This window comes from Rhodococcus sp. C-2, assembly GCF_027854095.1.
Lineage (GTDB): Bacteria > Actinomycetota > Actinomycetes > Mycobacteriales > Mycobacteriaceae > Rhodococcus_F > Rhodococcus_F qingshengii.
In genome coordinates this window covers 1-20,591 of record NZ_JAQGFI010000003.1, presented here as the reverse complement: position 1 = coordinate 20,591, position 20,591 = coordinate 1, and the positions used below count along the sequence as shown (strand labels likewise).

At 62.0% G+C, this 20,591-nt stretch carries 16 protein-coding genes; 6 read left to right on the top strand and 10 right to left on the bottom strand.

The features are described 5' to 3' along the window. Positions 1 to 15: 15 nt before the first annotated feature. The 3 genes from PCS43_RS06655 (at position 16) to PCS43_RS06645 (ending at position 3,650) form a co-directional block, all read left to right on the top strand. A complete protein-coding gene (locus tag PCS43_RS06655; RefSeq protein WP_209910610.1) occupies positions 16 to 930 on the top strand; it encodes an SMP-30/gluconolactonase/LRE family protein in 915 nt (304 codons plus the stop codon). Positions 931 to 1,081: 151 nt separating this feature from the next. After that, the gene (locus PCS43_RS06650; RefSeq protein ID WP_003946057.1) at positions 1,082 to 2,899 is read left to right on the top strand and encodes an ABC transporter substrate-binding protein/permease; all 1,818 of its coding nucleotides are present in this window, start codon (positions 1,082 to 1,084) and stop codon (positions 2,897 to 2,899) included. 4 nt (positions 2,900 to 2,903) lie between these two features. Further along, the gene (locus PCS43_RS06645) at positions 2,904 to 3,650 is read left to right on the top strand and encodes an amino acid ABC transporter ATP-binding protein (RefSeq protein WP_003946070.1); all 747 of its coding nucleotides are present in this window, start codon (positions 2,904 to 2,906) and stop codon (positions 3,648 to 3,650) included. Here PCS43_RS06645 and PCS43_RS06640 read toward each other — a convergent pair. From PCS43_RS06640 to PCS43_RS06610, 7 genes are all read right to left on the bottom strand, one after another. Further along, on the bottom strand, positions 3,636 to 4,820 hold the full coding sequence (locus tag PCS43_RS06640) for an RNA polymerase sigma factor (protein ID WP_209911745.1): 1,185 nt from the start codon (positions 4,818 to 4,820) through the stop codon (positions 3,636 to 3,638). The genes PCS43_RS06645 and PCS43_RS06640 overlap by 15 nt on opposite strands. Positions 4,821 to 4,828: 8 nt before the next feature. After that, positions 4,829 to 5,236 (bottom strand): YciI family protein, encoded by a 408-nt coding sequence (locus PCS43_RS06635; RefSeq protein ID WP_003945999.1) that lies wholly within the window; start codon positions 5,234 to 5,236, stop codon positions 4,829 to 4,831. Between the two features lie 152 nt (positions 5,237 to 5,388). After that, positions 5,389 to 6,003: a response regulator transcription factor gene (locus PCS43_RS06630; protein ID WP_003946002.1), complete on the bottom strand. Its 615-nt coding sequence runs from the start codon at positions 6,001 to 6,003 to the stop codon at positions 5,389 to 5,391. Next, the gene (locus tag PCS43_RS06625) at positions 6,000 to 7,142 is read right to left on the bottom strand and encodes a sensor histidine kinase (RefSeq protein WP_007735262.1); all 1,143 of its coding nucleotides are present in this window, start codon (positions 7,140 to 7,142) and stop codon (positions 6,000 to 6,002) included. The genes PCS43_RS06630 and PCS43_RS06625 overlap by 4 nt, the downstream gene beginning before the upstream one ends. Before the next feature lie 21 nt (positions 7,143 to 7,163). Beyond that, positions 7,164 to 7,955, bottom strand: coding sequence for an ABC transporter permease (locus PCS43_RS06620; RefSeq protein WP_209910614.1), 792 nt, complete (start codon positions 7,953 to 7,955; stop codon positions 7,164 to 7,166). Then, positions 7,952 to 8,890 carry an ABC transporter ATP-binding protein gene (locus PCS43_RS06615; protein WP_064442868.1) on the bottom strand — a complete coding sequence of 313 codons (939 nt, stop codon included), beginning with the start codon at positions 8,888 to 8,890 and terminating at the stop codon, positions 7,952 to 7,954. Before PCS43_RS06615 ends, PCS43_RS06620 begins: the two co-directional genes overlap by 4 nt. Continuing rightward, complete coding sequence (locus PCS43_RS06610; RefSeq protein WP_223304396.1) at positions 8,887 to 9,123, bottom strand: hypothetical protein; 237 nt, start codon at positions 9,121 to 9,123, stop codon at positions 8,887 to 8,889. Before PCS43_RS06610 ends, PCS43_RS06615 begins: the two co-directional genes overlap by 4 nt. Positions 9,124 to 9,357: 234 nt before the next feature. Here PCS43_RS06610 and PCS43_RS06605 point away from each other — a divergent pair, with 234 nt between their 5' ends. Further along, positions 9,358 to 11,439, top strand: a complete 2,082-nt coding sequence (locus PCS43_RS06605) for a PhoX family protein (protein WP_058039323.1) — start codon at positions 9,358 to 9,360, stop codon at positions 11,437 to 11,439. Between the two features lie 79 nt (positions 11,440 to 11,518). Here the strand turns inward: PCS43_RS06605 and PCS43_RS06600 are convergent, their stop codons facing one another. The 3 genes from PCS43_RS06600 to ggh all read right to left on the bottom strand — a co-directional run bounded on the left by PCS43_RS06600 (position 11,519) and on the right by ggh (position 18,617). Next, positions 11,519 to 15,490, bottom strand: coding sequence for a DUF7927 domain-containing protein (locus tag PCS43_RS06600; protein ID WP_245361515.1), 3,972 nt, complete (start codon positions 15,488 to 15,490; stop codon positions 11,519 to 11,521). Between the two features lie 986 nt (positions 15,491 to 16,476). Continuing rightward, positions 16,477 to 17,172: a glycoside hydrolase family 25 protein gene (locus PCS43_RS06595; RefSeq protein ID WP_374192586.1), complete on the bottom strand. Its 696-nt coding sequence runs from the start codon at positions 17,170 to 17,172 to the stop codon at positions 16,477 to 16,479. Between the two features lie 107 nt (positions 17,173 to 17,279). Further along, the gene (ggh, locus tag PCS43_RS06590; RefSeq protein WP_042449890.1) at positions 17,280 to 18,617 is read right to left on the bottom strand and encodes a glucosylglycerate hydrolase; all 1,338 of its coding nucleotides are present in this window, start codon (positions 18,615 to 18,617) and stop codon (positions 17,280 to 17,282) included. Positions 18,618 to 18,727: 110 nt separating this feature from the next. On the opposite strand from ggh, the gene PCS43_RS06585 reads away from it, so the two are divergent. Continuing rightward, on the top strand, positions 18,728 to 19,426 hold the full coding sequence (locus PCS43_RS06585) for a haloacid dehalogenase type II (RefSeq protein ID WP_007735269.1): 699 nt from the start codon (positions 18,728 to 18,730) through the stop codon (positions 19,424 to 19,426). Positions 19,427 to 19,498: 72 nt separating this feature from the next. Next, complete coding sequence (locus tag PCS43_RS06580) at positions 19,499 to 20,410, top strand: cation transporter (RefSeq protein WP_058228554.1); 912 nt, start codon at positions 19,499 to 19,501, stop codon at positions 20,408 to 20,410. Positions 20,411 to 20,591 lie beyond the last annotated feature (181 nt).

Genomic DNA, 20,591 nt, shown 5'->3' with positions numbered 1-20,591 from the left:
CGTAAGTTGTGCGCAATGGGGTTATCACGCAACCGAACTCGGGCGTTGTTGATCGTCGCGGCAATCGCAGCCGGGACCGCTGCCGCGGCGACGCCGGCGAAGGCCACCTGGACAACCGCGCCGATCTGCGGCGATTGGCAGGTCGAGACCGTAGCCCAAGGGTTGGAACAGCTCGAAAACCTCGAGCCCGATGACGACGGCGGGTTCTACCTCTCCGGCGAGTCGAAGATCTATCACGTCGACGCCGCAGGACAGGTACGAACTGTCCTCGACGACATGGCTGCCCCTGGCGGTTTGCAACTCGACGGTTCGAGGCTGTCCTTCCTCACCAGACAGGACGGCAAGCTGTGGCACCTGGACACCTCGACGGATCAGCTGTCCGCACCCGTCGACTTCGCGGGCAACGGCCTGCTCCGGCTTCCCGACGGCGATCTGCTGACCACGTGGGTCGGAACAGAAGGAGGTCCGCCAAAGGGCGTCTCGCGCTATCTGCACGACTCCGGAGCCGTCGTTCCCAATTGGTCGACAGTGCCGCGTTCGGAGGGACTCGCGCTCAGTCCGGATCATCGAGCCGTGTACACCGATGACCTGTTCACCGGTCAGATCATTCGAGTGCCCTTGGATACCCCTGACGCGTGGACAGTTGTAGCGACGGTCCCGAGCCTGATACCCGGCCTCGACGATCTGACCATGTCGCAGGATGGAATGCTCTACGCCGCTGCTCACGTCGAAGGCTCGATCTATCGCGTACACCCTGAAACCGGCACTTCCTGCGTCGTCGCTTCGGGTCTGTCGAGTGGGTGGAACGGGCCGAGTTCAGTGCGTATAGGACAGGACGGCGACGGCTGGGCGCTCTACGTCACCGGCTTCGACGGAACGCTGCGCCGCCTGGTACCTCCGTCGGGCGTCGAACTCGCACCCGTCCGCTGACGCCGATCTCTACGGCACGAGATTCCCCGACCTGGCGATACTTAAAATCACGCTGATTTGAAGGCATGCCCGCAGCGCAACGGCCCCTTGTCCGAAAACTGTCAACAGTTCTACACGGAGAAATGGCTACCCTTAGGATTACGCTGCACGCATGTTTTCTTCCGTCGCAGCGAAGATCCGCCTGGTGGTGGCACTGCTCCTCACTGCCCTCCTGGCGCTGACTCTGTCATCGTGCTCGAGTGGCTCGGATTCGTCGGCAGCCCCCACAGACCTGTGTGCACCTCCAGGAGTGGGAGCTGCAACCGCGGCGCCCACCAATCTGGACGCGGCAGCGGGTGCGGGCGCCGAAGACCGCTACACCACGGCCACCGTCACCCCGGTCGATCAGATCGACACCTCGAAGCTGAATCTGATCAAACCCGGGGTCATCACGGTCGGCACGCTCGGTGACGCGCCCCCGAGCATCTGCGTCAACTCCGAGAATCAGTACACCGGATACGACAACGAGCTGCTGAAGGCCGTCGCGGACAAGCTGGGCCTGAAGGTCGAGTTCGTCGGCACCGAGTTCGCCGGGCTTCTCGCCCAGGTTGCCGGTCGACGCTTCGACGTCGGCTCGTCGTCCATCACCACCACGGACGACCGTCGCAACACCGTCGGCTTCACCAACGGTTACGACTTCGGATACTTCTCCCTCGTCGTGCCTAACGGCAGCCCGATCACCGGCTTCGGAGACCTGGATGCCTCCAAGCGCATCGGCGTCGTGCAGGGAACCGTGCAGGACGACTACGTCGTGAACACGCTCAAGCTCGATCCCGTGAAGTTTCCCGACTACGCCACGGCGTACGCGAACCTCAAGTCCGGACAGATCGACGCCTGGGTAGCTCCGTCTCAGCAGGCCGAAGGTGCAATCGCTCCCGGTGACCCGACCTCGATCATCCAGAACACCTTCTCGGTCAACAACTTCGTCGGCTGGGCGGTGAACAAGGAAAACCAGCCGCTGATCGACGCCCTCAACTCCGGCCTCGACGCAGTCATCGACGACGGAACCTGGTCTCAGCTGTACGCCGACTGGGTACCGCGCCAACTCCCTGAAGGCTGGAAGCCCGGATCCAAGGCCGCGGCCACTCCGGAACTGCCCGACTTCGCAGCCATTGCCGCGGAAAACGCAGCAAACGGCGACGGTGGCGATACCGCGTCGTACCAACCGAAGTCGACGCTCGAACAGCTCAAGGACACGTTCTTCGACTGGGATCTGTACAAGAAGGCATTCCCCGATCTCCTCAAGACCGGTCTTCCCAACACCCTGATCCTTGCGCTCGCGTCCGGCATCATCGGCACGATCCTCGGCATGCTGCTCGCTGTCGCCGGTATCTCGCGCACCCGTTGGCTGCGCTGGCCGGCCCGCGTCTACACCGATATCTTCCGTGGCCTGCCCGCAGTCGTCATCATCTTGATCATCGGGCTCGGCGTCGGACCGATCGTCAAGGGAATCACCGGTAGCAATCCGTACTGGCTCGGTGTCGCGGCGCTGTCACTGCTCGCGTCGGCATACATCGGTGAGATCTTCAGATCCGGAATCCAGAGCGTCGAGTCCGGGCAGCTCGAGGCTTCACGTGCCCTCGGTTTCAGCTACCGAAAGTCCATGTCGCTGGTCGTCATCCCGCAGGGTGTACGACGCGTTCTGCCGGCGTTGATGAACCAGTTCATCTCGCTGATCAAGGACTCGTCGCTGATCTACTTCCTCGGTCTGCTCGTCACCCAGCGGGAACTCTTTGCCGTCGGACGTGATCTCAACGCCCAGACCGGCAGCCTGTCCCCGCTCGTTGCGGCAGGCTTGTTCTACCTTGCTCTGACCATCCCGCTGACGCACCTCGTCAACTACATCGACAACCGACTCCGGACCGGACGCGCCGACACTTCAGGCACGTTGGATCCGCTCGAGCAGGCCATCGTCGTGGAAAGGGGCTGAGGACATGACTACCAGCTCTGAACTGAAGTCCGTATCGCTCACCGGCAAGGACCTGCATCTGTCCTTCGGCACCAACAAGGTGCTTCGCGGCGTCAACCTGCACGTCGACGCCGGAAACACCGTCACCGTCATCGGGCCCTCCGGTTCGGGCAAGTCGACGCTCCTGCGCGTGCTGAACCGTCTGCACGAGCCCGAGCAGGGTGACGTGCTGCTCGACGGGAAGTCCGTCCTGAAGGACAACCCCGACGAGCTACGCCAGCGGATCGGCATGGTGTTCCAGCACTTCAACCTGTTCCCACACAAGACCGTCGCCGAGAACATCGCACTCGGGCCGAACAAGCTCAAGGGTTTGTCGAAGGAGCAAGCTCGGGCGCTCGCGCTCGAGCAGCTGGATCTGGTGGGGCTCAGGGAGAAGGCCGACTCGCGGCCCGGCAACCTTTCGGGTGGTCAGCAGCAGCGCGTCGCCATTGCCCGCGCCCTGGCGATGAAGCCCGAGGTCATGTTCTTCGACGAGGCGACGTCAGCTCTCGACCCCGAACTGGTCAAGGGTGTTCTGGCATTGATGGCCGATCTCGCGAAGTCCGGCATGACTATGGTCGTCGTGACGCACGAAATGGGTTTCGCGCGTTCCGTTTCCGACAAGGTGCTGTTCATGGATCGCGGTGCCGTTGTCGAAACCGGTACTCCGGAACAGCTTTTCGACGATCCCGAAACAGATCGACTGCAAGCGTTCCTCTCACAGGTTCTCTGACTCAGGGGCGCTTGCAGGAGATCGACGGGCGTTGATCCTGGACGCCTGAAGCATCAGATGGTCGCGTTCGGCGAGGTTGGATGCCTTGTGCGCTGCATCGGCATACAACCTCGCCGCCGACTCGAGGTCTCCGTCGCGTTCACGCAGATAGGCCTCGACTGCGGCATGGCGTGGAAGTGAATCGTCCAGCGCTGCAAGAGCTGCCAATCCGGCGCGTGGTCCGTCTGCCTCGCCGACGGCCACCGCTCGGTTGAGCCGGACGATCGGGCTGTCGGTCAAGGCTGCGAGTTCGTCGTACCACTCCACGATCTGCACCCAGTCGGTCTCGTCTGCTGTGAAAGCGTCGGCATGGAGTGCGGCAATGGCGGCCTGGGCCTGGAACTCACCGAGCCGGTCGCGGGCGAGAGCTGACTGGAGGATTGCGACTCCTTCGGCAATCGAATCGGTGTCCCACCGGCTGCGATCCTGCTCGGCTAGCGGAACCAGACTGCCGCCCGCGGCAGTTCGCGCGGCTCGACGAGCGTGATGGAGCAGCATCAGTGCGAGCAACCCTGCGACTTCGGGGTGATCGATCGCGGCCGCCAACTGCCGGGTGAGCCGGATGGCCTCGGCAGCCAGGTCGACGTCGCCGGAGTACCCCTCGTTGAAGACCAGATAAAGGACACGCAGGACGGTGGCGACATCGCCGGGTTGCTCGAACCGGACGCCGGAGACCGTGCGCTTGGCTCGGCTGACGCGCTGAGCCATAGTCGCCTCGGGCACCAGGTAGGCCTGCGCAATCTGGCGGGTGGTCAGCCCGCCGACAGCGCGCAGCGTGAGTGCGACGGCGGACGACGGCGTCAACGACGGGTGCGCGCACAAAAAGTAGAGCTGGAGTGTGTCGTCCACGCCCGGCACCGACCCGCTGACCGGCCGCTCGCCTGGCTGCTCGTCAGCCAGAAACTCCCGCTTACGGCGAGCCGCATCCGACCGGATCCCGTCGAGGAACCGCCGCCAGGCCACCGTGACCAGCCAGCCCTTCGGGTCCCGCGGCGGGTTGTCCGGCCAGACCCTGACCGCCTCGAGCAGAGCGTCCTGCACGGCGTCCTCGGCCGACGCGAAATCTGCTCCGCGGCGGACGAGGATGCCGAGCACACTCGGAGTCAGACTCCGAAGCAGGGCGTCGTCCATGACAGGTTTCAGTCCGTGATGGTCGGCGGCTCGGTGAGGAACGGGCGCAGTTCGAGCCATTCGTGAATCGGCTTCCCGCCTGCGCCGGGCGCGGCCGAGAGCTCGCCGGCCAATTGGACGGCACGGTCGTAGTTGTCGACGTCGATCACCATCCAGCCGGCAATGAGGTCCTTGGTTTCCGCGAACGGACCGTCGGTGACCGGCGGGCGACCCTCACCGTCGTACCGGACAAAAGTGCCCTCAGGAGCGAGAGCCTGACCGTCGACGAACTCGCCCGCCTTCTCGAGCCGATCCGCGAAGTCCTGCATGTACTTCACGTGGGCCGTGATCTCGTCCGGCGTCCACTGGTCCATCGGCACGTCGTTGACTGCCGCCGGAGCGCCGCGGTAGTGCTTGAGCAGCAAGTACTTGGCCATCGTGAATCTCCTCTGTGTCGGTGCCACCCATTCTGGTCGCACTTCACTACAGGGACGAAGCAAGTCGGGGATTCTCGACATTGCGGGGCCTTCGGCCCTGTGCGCCTTTTTGGTAGTGCCCGCAACCAGAAAGGCGCACGGGGCCGAAGGCCCTAAATCCACCCCTGCCGGCGGGCGATCACTGCAGCTTCGTGCCGATTGGCTGCACCGAGTTTGGTGACAGCTGACGACAAATAGTTCCGGGTGGTTCCTGCCGAGAGGTGTGCCCGGGAAGCGATCTGCTCGATGGATGCTCCGTCGGCCGCGTACTCGAGTACGTCCGCTTCGCGCGGAGTAAGCGGTGAGTCGCCGGCGCCGATTGCCTCGGCAGCCAACGACGGATCGACGTACCTCCCGCCCGCGTGGACGCTGCGGACCACCTCGGCGAGCGTCGCCGCAGGCGTCGTCTTCGGCAGAAATCCTCGGACGCCTGCTGACAGTGCCTTCTTCAGATACCCGGGACGCCCGTGGCTCGTCACGATGATCGAGACGCACCCCGAGACCGTCTGCGCAATCTGTTGCGCCGTCTCGATGCCGTCGATACCTGCCATTTGAAGGTCGAGCACGGCTACGTCAGGTTGATGTTTTGCAGCAGCGACCACGGCATCCTCGCCCGATTCGGCTTCCGCGACGACAACTATGTCGTCCTCGAGCGACAACATCATGGCCAGAGCCGAGCGGATCAGGTTCTCGTCGTCGGCCAGCAGTACCTTGATCGGCTCGGTCACCGAGACTCCTTCGTTCGGGACGGAAAGTGGGCGGTGAGGGTGAAGCGATCTTCATCCTGCACGGTTTCGACAATTCCTCCGACGGCGCCGACGCGCTCGCGCAATCCGTTCAGGCCGGTTCCGTTGTTCGGCTCTGCGATCCGTGCGCCGTCGTTGGCGATCACGACGCCGTCCGCGAACACTTCGATGCTGCAATTCTCGGCACTGGAGTGCCGGAGAATGTTGGTGACGCCTTCACGGACGACCCAGGCGGCAGCTTCGGCCAGTTCCACCGGCAGCTGATCTGCCGATCCACGTATCGCAGTGGAGATTCCGGCGGCCTCGAGCAGAGACTGCGCACCGGCCAGCTCGGACGCCAAGGCGATGGACCGGTATCCCCGAACCAACTCGCGCGCTTCGTCGAGTGAATCTTGCGCAAGTTCGCGTACTTCGTCCATCTGCGCGGCGGCACGATCGTCGCCGCGTCGTGAAAGAGTAGCTGCAAGTTCACTTTTCACCGCAATTGCAGACAGTGCCCGCCCGACGACGTCATGGAGATCGCGTGAAAATCGCAACCGTTCCTCGGCGACGGACAGAGCGGCAGCGGCTCCGCGTGCCTCGTCCAATTCGGTGACCATCCGCAGCAGCCACACCGACATGTAGACGGTCAGCCCCATGAAGGCGGCGACGATTCCGACGGACACGCCGCTTTCCGGACCCGCAAGCAGTCCCAGTACAACCCCGGCGGCCACCGAGCCCACGATCAGCCAGCGCAACGACGTCAACCCCGCAAGGGGCACGACAAGGATTGCCGCCAGCCAGAAGTACGGGCCGTTCTCGCCATTGCTTCCCAAGGCAATTCCCGCCGAGCAGAACGCCGACAACGTCATCACGGCAAGAGGAATCTGGACGGGCTTGGCCACGACTCCGCCCAGATCAGGCATCCGAGACACGGCGATGACGCACGCAACGGCACTGATTCCGAGGAAGACACCCGACAGGTACCGATCCGCAACTATCTCGGTGACCGCACCGAAGCCACCGAAAACCACTGCGACCATGATGAACGATTGCCGCGTGTAGAGGCGAACCTTGTCGACGTTCGACGCGGTTCGCCACGTCCGTCTCGGATTCCAGCGTCCGAAGTTCTGCGCGATCATGCCCACTACCTTCTCAGAGTTCTACGAACGCGGTTCCCAGCGGAAGTGGACGTTCGCGATCAGAACCGAACCGACGATCCACGCCAGCATGACCAACAGCGGTTGCGCAGCCGAACCGAAGGTGTCGACAAATCCCGCTGCCGCACCGGGCGCATCGCCCAGATCAGCCAGTTCGCCAGTGGTCCGCCCCAGCCATCCGAGATTGAGAAGGTCCACTACTGCGGCCAGCGGGGTGAAATCGAGAATGCGAGCAACGTTGTCCGGCAGGACATTCCTGATCGAGGACATACCTGCCGTCGCCAGAATCAGAATCGGCATGCAGGTGATCTGCGCCGCCTCTGCATTTCGCGTGACAGCCGAAGTGATCAACGCCAGCGCCGTGAAGAGCGCGGCGCCGCCGATCACCGCGACCAGCACCAGGACCGGATTGACCGGAGCACTACCGCCCAGAACCATCACGGCGATTCCGATCACCACCGTCAACAGGCCGGTGAGAACCCACGACGGCACTGCCGGGCCCGCGAGGATCTCGGCGTCGCTGCATTCCCCTGTCCGTAGTCGCTTGAGAACCAACTCGTCACGACGCGTCGCGTACACCGACAGGAGGTTGTAGAAGACCACGAACACGAGCAGGAAGAGTGCAAACACCTCGAGGCCTGCCGACACCGACTTGTCGGACAACCCGCCATCGCGCGACAGGTACAGCATTCCCACGGGAAAGATCAACGGGAGGACGATTGCGTTGAAGAGCAACAGTCGATTTCGTCCCAGGAGCGTGAACTCCGAACGAGACAGGGTTGCTATGCGGTTCATGCCGACGCTCCTTCGAGAGCTGCGTGATGATCGAATTGGTCTGCAATGGAGAGGAATACGGTCTCCAGGGATGCCGCGCGGGCATCCAGGCCGGTCAGCAGGATGTTGTTGTGCTGTGCCCACAGCAGCAGTTCCGTCAGCGTCTCCTGCACTGTGCGAGTGGTGATCACCACCAGATCGTTTTCGACGCGTACCTCGGCGCCGGCCAGGGCCGGGAGCGGAAGACCGGGACGGTGCAGTTTGATCTGGGCAGGATGATCCGCGACGACGTCCGCCACGGTTCCGCTGCGCACCACCGATCCTCGGTGCATGATCGCCAACTGGTCGCACAGGGACTCGGCTTCGTCCAGGTAATGCGTCGTCAACATGATGGTGACGCCCGACGCTTTCAAGTCAGCGATCAATTGCCAAGTGTTACGTCGACTTTCGGGATCCAAACCAGTAGTCGGCTCGTCGAGAAACAGGACGAGTGGCCGGCCGATGATCGCGCACGCCAGATCCAGTCGCCGCGCCTCACCTCCCGAGAGGAACTTCACGCGGGTATCACGACGGTCACGCATGTCCACGCGCTCGAGCACCTCGTCCACGGGCAGCGGATTCGAGCAGGTTCCGGCCCACATCGCCAAACTCTCACGAGCAGTCAGGTCTTGGGGCAAGCCACCCTTCTGGAGCATGATGCCAAGCGACGGGCGAATCTGCTTGCGGTTGCGCACCGGATCCATGCCCAGAACGCGCACCGTTCCGGCACTGGCTCGTGAAAGACCCTGAATCACTTCGAGGGTGGATGTCTTGCCGGCACCATTGGTTCCGAGGAGGCCGAACAGCTCGCCTTCCTGAACACTCAGATCCAGATTGCGAACAGCATCGAACGCCTCCTTACCGGAGCCGTAACGCCGCGACATTCCGACTACGTCGATCACGGGATCGCCCTTCATCGCTGCGCCTCCGCTCGGTTCCAGCCGCGCAGTCCGATCGCGAATCGAATACCCGCATAGACAGCGAGAGCGGCAACAAGGATCCAGAACACCGGATTGGAGCCGATGATCGCGAACACCACTCCGACGATCGCGATGTTCACCACGATCACTACAAGTTCGCGGCCCATCGTGGGTGCGGGTCCGATGTCCATCAGGTCCGTCAGGAGGCTTCCCTCATGTGGTTCTCTCATGCATCCAAGCTTCGCGGGAAGTCAGAGCCGAAAACAGTGCACAGCGTCATCACCTGCGGTGACACCGTCACGGATCAGCGATGACAAATGTCATGCGACGTCCCCGCGGGGACGCGTCGTAAACCGCGGGTAAGGGTCACCTCGTTGTTTTGCCGTTCATTTTTACGTTCCTTTACCCTTGCTTCGAGCTTCTACGGTTCCCGAAGTCCGTACATCGAATCTCGGGAGTTCACGGTGGCTATCAAGCCTTTGGCCTTGTTCGTCAAACACGACGGCGTGTCTGCACGCGCGTCGATCACCTGCCAGTACAAGTGCGGAAACGCGTGCTCTCACGAGGTCCCCAACACCTCGGGCGGCGAGTACTTCCGCGACATCGCACGCACAGCGCTGAGTCGTCGCGGCTTGCTCCGGGGCAGCGGCATGGCAGTGCTCGCGGTGGGAGCGGGCAGCGCCCTCGTTGCCTGTTCGGACGAATCCGCAAGTGCCGAACCGGGAACCGGATCGACGAGCGGCAGCAGCAGCGGATCAACACCAGCGGGGACGAACTTCGGCGCCGTCGCGCCCAACAAGGAAGACAAGGTCACCGTCCCTGACGGATACGATCAAGCCGTCGTGATTCGCTGGGGTGACGCCGTTCTCGCCGGCGCCCCGGCTTTCGACTTCGACAAGCAGACTGCTGCAGCGCAGGAACTGCAGTTCGGATTCAACAACGACTTCGCCGGATTGCTCCCGGTCGACGGGCAGCCCAACACCTACCTACTCGTGGTCAATCACGAATACTCCACCGAGCCGGCGATGTTCCGCGGCTACGATGCGGAGAACCCGACCGAGGAGCAGTTCAAGATCGGCCTCGCCAGCCACGGACTGTCGGTCGTCCAGGTCAAGGGCGAATCCGACAACGGCAAGCTCGTACCGGAGATCGGATCGAACAACCGCCGCATCACCGGAACCACGGAATTTGTCGTGACCGGCCCCGCTGCAGGTAGCGACTTCCTCAAGACGAGTGCCGATCCCACGGGAACCAAAGTGCTCGGCACCCTCAACAATTGCGCCGGCGGCGTCACCCCCTGGGGCACAGTGCTTTCCGGCGAAGAGAACTTCAACCAGTACTTCGCGAACGCCGAGGGTGTCACCGATCCCACGGTCGCAGCGCGACTGAAGCGCTACGGTCTTGCCGGCGCCGCTTCCGAGCGCAAGTGGGAACGCTTCGACAAGCGGTTCGATCTGGTCGCAGAACCCAACGAGGTCAACCGATTCGGATACGTCGTCGAGATCGATCCCTGGGATCCGTCGTCGACTCCGATCAAGCACACAGCGCTCGGACGTTTCAAGCACGAAGCCGCCACCATTTACATCACGGCGGACGGCACCGTCGTCGCCTACAGCGGCGACGACGAGCGCTTCGACTACATGTACAAGTTCGTCTCCAGCCGAAAGATGCAGGACGGCAAGAGTCAAGCAGCCATGCGCCACAACATGACTCTGCTCGACGCCGGAACACTGTACGTCGCAAAGCTCAGCGGAAACTCCGCCGGCGAGATCGACGGCAGCGGCAAACTTCCGTCGGACGGCAAGTTCGACGGAACCGGCGAGTGGGTAGCCATCCTGCGCACCGGCGAAGACGGCAAGGGCGAATCGCTGGTAGACGGTATGAGCGCCGAAGAGGTCGCCGTCTTCACCCGCCAGGCCGGTGACAAGGTCGGGGCAACGAAGATGGACCGCCCCGAGGACTTCGAGGCAAACCCGAAGAGCGGCAAGGTTTACGTCGCACTGACCAACAACACCAAGCGCGGAGTCGACGGTGGCGCCGCGGCCGACGAGGCGAACCCGAGGAACAACAACAAGAACGGCCAGGTCCTCGAAATCACCGACGACCACGCCGGCACCACCTTCGGCTGGAATCTTCTTCTCGTCTGCGGAGATCCGGCCACAGCCGATACTTACTTCGGCGGGTTCGACAAGAGCAAGGTCAGCCCCATCTCATGCCCGGACAACCTTGCCTTCGACCCGCACGGCAATCTGTGGATCTCCACCGACGGCAACGCACTCAAGTCCAACGACGGGCTGTTCAGCGTTGTCCTCGAAGGCGAAAACCGCGGTGAGACAAAGCAGTTCCTCACCGTTCCCGTCGGCGCCGAAACCTGCGGCCCCATCGTGGACGAGAAGCGCGTCATCGTCTGCGTCCAGCACCCCGGCGAGACCGACGACGCCAGCATAGAAAGCCCCGCATCCCATTGGCCCGACGGTGGTTCCGCCCAGCCTCGCCCGTCGGTAGTTGCAGCCTGGAAGAAGGACGGATCTCGGCTCGGCTCGTAACACACACGAAAACGACTGTGGGGCAGATCGCATACTCTGCGATCTGCCCCACGTCGTTTGCCTCAGATTCTCAAGAGAATCAGTTGTCACCGTCCTCGCGACGCTTACGCGTCAGGAGAACAACACCCGTTCCCAGCGCCAGCAGCAGAACCAATCCACCTGCTGCGAGCAACCCGGTGTTCACGCCACTCTCACCAGCGCCACCACCCGAGTTGATCGTCCCGCCCTGAGGAGCAGACGGCTTCGGCTGACCCGGCTGACCCGGGTTTGCTGTCGGCGGCTTCGGCTGTCCCGGAACCGTGCTCGGAACCGGCTGACCCGGAACCGTCGGCGGTACGACGATCGGAGGCACAACGACGATCGGGGGAATGATGATCGTCGGTGTAACCGGCACCGTCGTGTTCGGAACCGTCGTGGTCGGCGGAACTGTCGTGACCGGCGGCGTTGTCGTCGGCGGCGTCGTTGTCGTCACGCCACACGGATCCACAATCTCCTCCGCGACAACTTCTTCTGTCGTGGTCTCCTCTGTGGTGGTCTCCTCCGCGGTGGTGGATTCCTCCGTACCGGTCACATCAGCGTCACCGGCAGTGATCGCGCTAGCCGTCGTCGTCGCAACCGTTGTCGTCGGAACCATCCGCGTGGTCGTCGTCGGAGGAACACAGGGCTCCGTCGTGACCGGCGGCGTCGTGGTGGTCGTCGGCGGCACCGTAGTGGTGGTCTCCGGCGGGTCTATCGGGTGTTCGGTGCAGAGAGCGTCGCCCGGGACACAGTCCACTGGCGGGTTCTCGCCACCAACCACCAGGTAGTTGTTCAGGACACCCGGAGTGAATCCGGGACCTGACAACGTTCCGATCTCAGGATTGACCTTGACGGTGTACGTCACGGTCGCGCTCTCACCCTTGGCCAGCTTGCCGGTGACCGTGAAGACGTTGTCGACGACACCCGAAACAACCAGCGTGGAAGTGGTAGCCGGATCCTTCGTCATTACTGCATCGTCGAGAACATCGGTCAGATCGTCGTAGAAACTGATCTCACCATCCGCGGTGCCCACATTCTTGAACGTGAGCGTGTACGTGATCTCCTGGCCGCCAACCACACGGTTCGTGGTGGACGGAACAGAGGACTTCAGTACCTCGATCGCGGGTGTGCCATCCACCGGATGCTCGGTCGTCACCGGCGGAGGAGTGATCTCCGGACCGGTCGGCGGCTTCGCAGTACCGGTGACCTTGTTGTTGATCAACGTGCCACCGGCAACACCGGCATTGATCTTCACCTGATAGGTCAGAACAACCGACTTACCAGCTTCCAATCCACCGGTCCAGGTGAGCGTGGTGCCCGACAGGGTCGGAGCAGCACCGTCGACACCGTCGACAGTCGCCTTCAGCGAACCGTCCACCAACGTCGCGTTGTCGAGAACCTTCGATAAATCATCAGTCAACACAACAGGATTGAGCGTCGTCTTACCGGTGTTCGTACCGGTCACCGTATACGTGATCGTCTGACCAGCATTGACGCCGGTACCCGATGCCGGATCCGCAGTCTTCGCGACAGTGAAACCGGGAACCGAGTGATTCGTCTCAACCGGCGGCGGAGTGATGTCCGGACCGGTCGGCGGCTTCGCAGTACCCGTGACCTTGTTGTTCAGGACCGTACCCGCAGCGACACCGTCGTTGACCTTCACCTCGTAGGTCAGGACAACCGACTTGCCGGCTTCGAGAACGCCAGTCCACGAGAGCGTCGTACCCGACAAAGTCGGAACAGCCACGGAAGCTCCGTCAATGGTCGCCTTCAGCGAACCAGGAACGACAGCAGCATTATTGAGGACCGCACCCAGATCGTCATTGATCTGTACCGGATCAAGCTTCGTCTTGCCGGTGTTGGTGCCGGTGACGGTGTACTTGATCGACTCGCCGGCCTGAACCGTCGAACCGGAGATCGGATCGGCAGTCTTCGCCAGCGTAAAACCTGGAACCGAGTGATTCGTTTCCACCGGAGGAGGAGTGATGTCCGGACCGGTCGGCGGCTTCGCAGTACCGGTGACTTTGTTGTTCAGAACCGTTCCCGCGGCAACGCCGGCATTGACCTTCACCTGGTATGTCAGAACAACAGACTTACCGGCCGGGAGATTCGCGGACCACGACAAAGTGCTGCCCGAAAGAGTCGGAGCAGCAACAGGAGCACCGTCGATGGTCGCCTTCAGCGAGCCCGGAACGACAGCAGCATTGTTGAGAACCGCACTCAGATCATCGGTGATCGTCGCGGGAGTCAGGGCCGTCCTGCCGGTGTTGGCACCGGTGACGGTGTACTTGATCGACTCGCCGGCCTGAACCGTCGAACCGGAAACCGGATCAGCCGTCTTGGTCAGCGTGAAACCAGGCATGGGATGCGTCGTGCAGAGATTGGTTGCAGGATCACATGTTGTGGGGGGAGTTGTAGTCCCCGGAACCAGATAGTTGTTCAGAACTTTGTTGCCGCCGTCTTTGACAGTGACGGTGTATGTGACTGTCCCCTTGCCGCCGGCCGGCAACGTGCCGCCGACCTTGATCTTGTCGGCGCCGTTCAATGCGGCGGTGAGTCCGCCGGTTGCAGCACCGACCGCAACCGTTCCGTCATCAATGACGTCGGCGAGGTAGTCCGTGTAGTCGATCGTTGCCGGCGCAGTGCCCGGATTCTCGAAATTCAGAGTGTAGGTGATTGATTGGCCGATATTGACCGTCTCACCGGTAGGTGGTGACGACGACTTCTTCACGAGAACCGGGGTGTTCTTGACCTTGCAATACACGTTGTCACCCGGTGTAAGTGCTGCCTGCGCAACGTCACCGACCCTGAGGGCCTGGGTCACGCCGTTTACCTGGCAATCCCACGATGTCGCATAGTTCGCGGTCTTGGTCGCCGAGGTAGTTGGCTTCTCCCAGAACGTGACAGGGGTGGGCGTGGTATCTGCGAGGAGCGTCCGCCAGCCAGTCGATGCCGTCGTATCAGTCGCACCGGTCGTGGTGCTCTTGATCTCGGTTGCTGCAGCGGCGCCTGCATCAGCGTGGTGTCCGGTGCTCATGCCGATAGTGAAATCGTCACCGGGGGTGACGCGCGTGAGGTCCTTGTCGATCTTGACCTTCGACAGCAAAACACCGAACGCCAGACCCTGACGAGAGGTGTCCAGAACAGTATTTCCGAACGTCGCCGCGAAGTTGGTCGGAGCGGTCGATGCCACAACCAAAGTGCCTGGCGAATACTCCTTGTTGTTGACCAGGTTCCACGAATCGCATCGGACGGTGGTGGCGGGCATAGCCGTCAGCCCACCGTCACAAGCCCGAATTCCGGGGTAGCCGGGCGCATCCGCACCAACCGTGCGTGCGATCTGGCGGAGAGGCTTGTCAGAATTGAAGGTCAGGAACTCTTTGTCGGTCGACGTGTTGGCGTCAGTCGACTCGGCGTCAGCAGCGACGAGGCCGTAGTTGTAAATCGGGCCGTTCGGCCCGGTCATCACGATGTTCTTCAGCGACACCGTTCCGCCGGATTGACCATTGTCAGCGGACTTCTGATAGATCGCAGGCTTGATCGTCGACGGCACACCCGTGTACGCAGACGAGCCAAGAGCTGCGTAGTGCAGGGTGGGAAGTTCCCTGGTTTCGATCCCCTGGTGTGTCTTTCCCGCTACCGAGTCGGTGAGGAAAGCCTTGAAGTTGATCTTGTAACCGTCGGTGAGCTGGATTTCCATCGACTGCCCTGCCGCAGAAGCAGCCGTTGCCGCATCGAGCGTCGACATATCGATCCAGCAGATGTTCTGCGAGAACGGACCGGTGCCGGGGGCGCTGAATGCGCAGCCTTTTGCAGGCTGTTCATCCGGAAGAACAGCGGCGCGAGCCGGCGCCTGAGCCTGAACGGGGCCGCCGAGCGTCGCGGCCGGCTGCGCTGACGCAACCACTGCCGTCGCGCCGGAGATACCGAGAATCATCGCGATGGCGGTCCACACCACCGTCCACGCTCGCACCCAGGGCGGGAGCCCTGCGGTGAATATGGCCGACCTTGTCGGCGGTATGTCGTTAGGCATTTCTTACTCCCCAGGATGTGCCTGATCGATGTTCGATGGACGGAGATGCGAGAGCGCTGGCGCGAACTCCCGGTTGATCGGTTGGTTCGGGTCGATGCGCCTGTTTTCGGCTGATCGACCTCACACCGGACGCTGTTGCCGGTCCTGTCATTCGAGCTCCTCTTCGGAAACACCTGCGTGTTGGAAGAGCCGCCCTGAACAGGACCTTGGCCCTCGAAATCCGCGCAAATCGAGAGCAACCTTCCAGTTATCAGGAACAAGATAACAGATAACCGGGAGCTTGCCCATCGAAAGTCGGACAAAGCAGACCGATCGACGTTTTTGTTCGTAGATCGGACAAGCTTCGAGGAGCAGTGTTGTCCGAGCGGACAATTCAGCCCTCGGAGTGCGGCACCGCGGCGAACGCGATGACATTCAACGTTTCCGCTGACCAGATCGGGTGACGACCAACCTCGAGGAAGATATGGAATCTGGACAAATGCCCAATATGGATAAGGCCTGTTGGATGCGCCACAGACCCTCGAACGACGTTCGGAAACCCCGTCCTGCATGGAGTCCGATCACGCGTGCGAGCCCGTCGAAATTGATCGAATTGATCCAGACCACACTCAGCGACGGCTGCCGGTAACGAAGCATCCCGAGGCTCCGATAATTGGATTGCGAGGCACCAACTTCGCCTGAAACCGGGCGGCCGCCTTCGATTCAAACCCAACTTCAAGTCCGTTTTGTAGCTTTTCAGGCAGAGCAGTTCTGCTCATTTTCTGCCGTAGCTATTTTCCGATCCTGCTCAGCTAGTCGAAAGTTCAGCGACCGTGGCTACCGCCCGGCAGAATTCTCGTAACTGTCGAGCAACAACCGGACTAACCAGCCAAGCGAGGCAAAGGCGTCGAAAAGGGCCCTTCCACATGCCTCGCGACAAATGCCTCGAGGGGGAAAGGGCCCGAAACGGGAAACGGGCGCCACGGAGCCAAAGGCCCCGCCGCAACCTAGCTGCTGCCGAACCCCACACTGTTGGCGTAGCGATCGAAATCGCCCTGGGCTCCGCTGTAGACGTTGATATCTGTGTTTCCGGTGATTCCGGGGATGCGTCCGGTGCTGGTGTACTGCCAGAAAGTCCAGTTGGACCAACCGCCGGGTAGCGGCCCCGGTGCGTTCTGCCCGTTGTAATCGGCGATCCACAGCGGGTAGTGGTTGAACTCGGTGGTGTTGGCCATCTGAGTACGCCAGAAGTTGGGATACGTGTAAATGATGGGCTGCCGCCCGGTGAGTGTCTGGACTGTATTCAAGTAGCGATGAGTCCAGTCGATGACCTGCCCGGCGGGCAGTCCCTTCGCGTCCTCGAGATCCAGAACGGGCGGGAGGTCACCAGGTCCGTTGATACCCAGGACGATCGCCGAATAGAAGGCGGCCTGGGCTTCGGGGGACTGGCGAACGTCTGCGTAGTGGTAGGCCCCGCGCGAGACGCCGGCAGCACGCATGACCAGGCAATCCTGGATGAAGTACGGATTGACGTAGTTGAGCGACTCGGTGGCCTTGACCATCGCGAACTCGTGCCCTGACGCCTTGACCCGGAACCAGTCGATTCCGGTTCCGTCCACGTGTTGCCACGAAGAGACGTCCGGGCCACGGGGAGCGTCGGCAGCGGCGAGGCCAGGTGCCGTGATCGCGATGGCAGCTGCCATCGCGATCGGGGTGAGCTTGCCCAGTGTCCTGACGATCCGTCGCTCGACCATTTCCCGAGACTAAGGTCGACTAGTCCGTTTTGTCCCCTAATTCAAGGAATGTTCACTCAACCGAGCCAATCGAGAACAGCCGCAGCGGTCCACGACTGTTGCATACTGCCCAGCGGCTCACCGGTGAAAGGCTCGTAGTATTCGGCAAAACTGCCATCGCTGGCCTGCCGCAAACCCTCCGAACGCAACACGTGCGATCTCTCGGCCCACCCCCGACGCGCGAACGCCCACGAGAACAACCACGTGATCACCGGCCACACCGGGCCACGCCAATACTCCCGCGGGCGGAAATCGCCGGAAACCGGAGACGTCGACGGTGGGACAGCAAACCGCATGTCCGGGTGACCACAGAATTTGGGCCCCTCGAAAGTGCGCAACAGAGCGCGCTCGGCATCGCGGCTCAGGCCGCCGCACAGCAACGGCGCAAACATCGCGATGGTTTCGGTATGAACCCATCGCCCGGTGCGAAGATCGAAATCCTTTGCTGCACCTGATCGTTCATCGGTGGTGGCAATCACGCCCTGCCGGAATCGATCTGCCCAACCGCGCAGATCACGGACGTCGGAGTTCGGCCGCGAATGCTCCTCACCGATAGTTGCCAAGACGTCGCATGCCATCGAGAAAACCGCACTGACAAACACGTCCTCGACGGCAAAACTCATGGCAGTGGCGAGTTGAGAATCCTCGTACCGCACGGCCTTCATCTCTTCGAGAAGCCAAAGGTAGCGGTCGTATTCGTTATCCGTGGGCCGCTGAGACAGGTCCGTCACCACAGCGAGATCAGCACGCTGATACGCAGGCACTTGTCCCGCAACAACATTCGCGTACGCCAGATCCCAACGCGGAGAGTTGTCCATCCCAGATTCCCACCCGTGATAGAGCGCGATACGGCCGTTGCCGTCGAGATCGCGGGCCTCCGCCAACCACCGGTGCCACCGAACCAGATCGCTCCAGCGCCGGTCGAGAAACTCTTCCGCGACCGCACGCGTCGTACGTCCGTGCCGACGCGAATGATCGAGAATCCGCTGCACCGCGATCGCGTGAACGGGGGGTTGGGTGATTCCCGATGTAGCGGTACCCAAAGGAGCATGCGCTGCCAACGCATTGACATCCCACCGCGTCGGGCCGGGGAAGTAGCCGTCGACACCGTTCGCGAACACGATGTGCGGAATCATTCCGTTCTTCCACTGAGCCGAGAGCAAGGTATCGAGCTCTACTACCGCCCGTTCGACGCTGAGCGGCGCCAGACCTACCGCCACGAACGCGGCGTCCCAGCTCCACATGTGGGGATACAGCTTCGGGGCAGCGCTGGTCATCGTGCCCAGGTCGTTTCCGCGCAGCAAGTAGGCAGCTCGGGCGGCGAGCTGAGTCGGGGTAAATCCGCGGTCGGCCATAGATGTCTATTTTGCGACGCGTCGAGCCTTTGCGCTCACCGAGCACGAATCCGGCGCCGCAGCCGCAATAATGAAGGAAGTCCGTCAGGTGATCTCGGAGAGGAGGCCTAGTGCGCGAGAAGATCAAAGCACTGCTGTTCGACGTCCAGGGCACAGCGACCGATTTTCACAGCACACTGTGCCGAGAGGCCCGTCGAATCACCGACGCCGACGTGGACTGGCCAAGATTCGTCAATCTCTGGCGCGCTGAGTACTTCGCGAACACCTCCGAGGCCGACGACTCCACAGGCGAATGGGTGACAGTACATTCGGTGTACCGCGAGGCTCTGCGCAAGCTGTTGGCCCGCGAGAGCATCGAACTTTCCGATGCCGAACAGGAAGAACTCACCACCGCCTGGAAATTCCTGGACCCGTGGCCCGACACTGTCGCCGGCCTGACAACCCTGCGCCAGCAGTACACAATCGCTGCCTTGTCCAACGCCGACGTGAATGCCGCAGTCAGCATCTCCCGGCACGGAAATCTGCCATGGCATGCCGTCTTCACTGCCGAAATGGCCGGCGTCTTCAAACCAGATCCGAAGATCTACCACCTGGCCGCTCGATATCTCGGGTACGACCCGGCCGAGATCATGATGGTTGCCAGTCACAAATATGACATCCGGGCGGCCAAAGCTCTCGGATTCCGCACAGCCTTCATAGCTCGACCACTCGAATTCGGAGCCAGGGGCAATCCCGATGTGTCCTTCTCCGACGAGTTCGACATCAACGCCGAGGACTTTCTCGATCTGGCAGCGCAATTGGTCCACTGATCCCGTGCCTGCGCGTCGTTGCTGGTATTCCTACGTGAAGGAATATCGAAACGGACAGGCGGTTTGGAATTCATGGGCACCAAGGAAGACAGCGCTACCCGCGAACGCAAGGCCCTGCGGTACTCGCTCGTGGTCGCAACGGCGTTGGCTGTGCTCGCCGCATTCTGGGGCTGGATCTCGCAGTCCCAGGTGATCCTGCTCGACGGTGTGTACGCCCTCATCGGAATGGTGTTGACGGCGCTCTCACTGCGGGTCTCGCGGATAGCCGACTCGGGCCCCACCGCACGCTTCCCGTTCGGTAAGGAGGCATTGATCCCGGTCGTCATCGCTGTCCAGGGCATGGCATTACTGGCGACGCTCGCCTACGCTGCAGTCGAGGCAGTTCGTGTCATCCTCGCGGGCGGAGCCGACGTCACCGCGGGGTCTCTGGTGGCATACGGCGCTGTCAGCGCGGTGGTGTCGATCATCATCTGGCGCTACGTCCGACAAGTCGACCGCACATCTGATCTGCTCGTCGCCGAAGCCAGGCAATGGGGAGCGTCGACTGCCTTCAGCGCGCTGGTCGCAGTCGGTGCTGTCGTCGCAATGATCCTGGGCCGCACCGATTTCTCCGACGCCGACCGATATGTCGACTCCGTCTTGGTCCTCCTCGGCTGCGCGATGCTGGTCCCGCAACCGTACGCACTTCTGCGAACCGCACTGATCGAACTCCTCGAAGGTGCTCCCGGCGAAAACGTTCAGGCCCGCGTGCACGATGCCATCGCCGTCGTCCGCGACGAATTCGGCTTGGACGAACCGACTCTCACCATGAGCAAGGTGGGTCGCAAGCTGTATGTCGAAGCGACGTTCATGGTCGCGCCACACAGCTGGGACATCGACGGTGAAGACGCAGTACGACGCTCGTTCGCCACCAGCCTCGCCGATCTCCCCTACGAACCGTGGCTGAACATCGAACTGACTACAGATCCGGCGCTGATGCTCTAGCGACGGAATCTGCTCTCGAACAACAGAATCACGACGGCCGGGCCCACCTCACCTTCCCGAAAACGCCCTTGACTCGAAAGTATGTTCGAGTATGATGGAAGGTAGAACGGGGGGTTCTCATGACGATCAACATCACCGAAGATGCTGTCACCGACGTGGTCAACAGCTCCGCCGTGGGTGT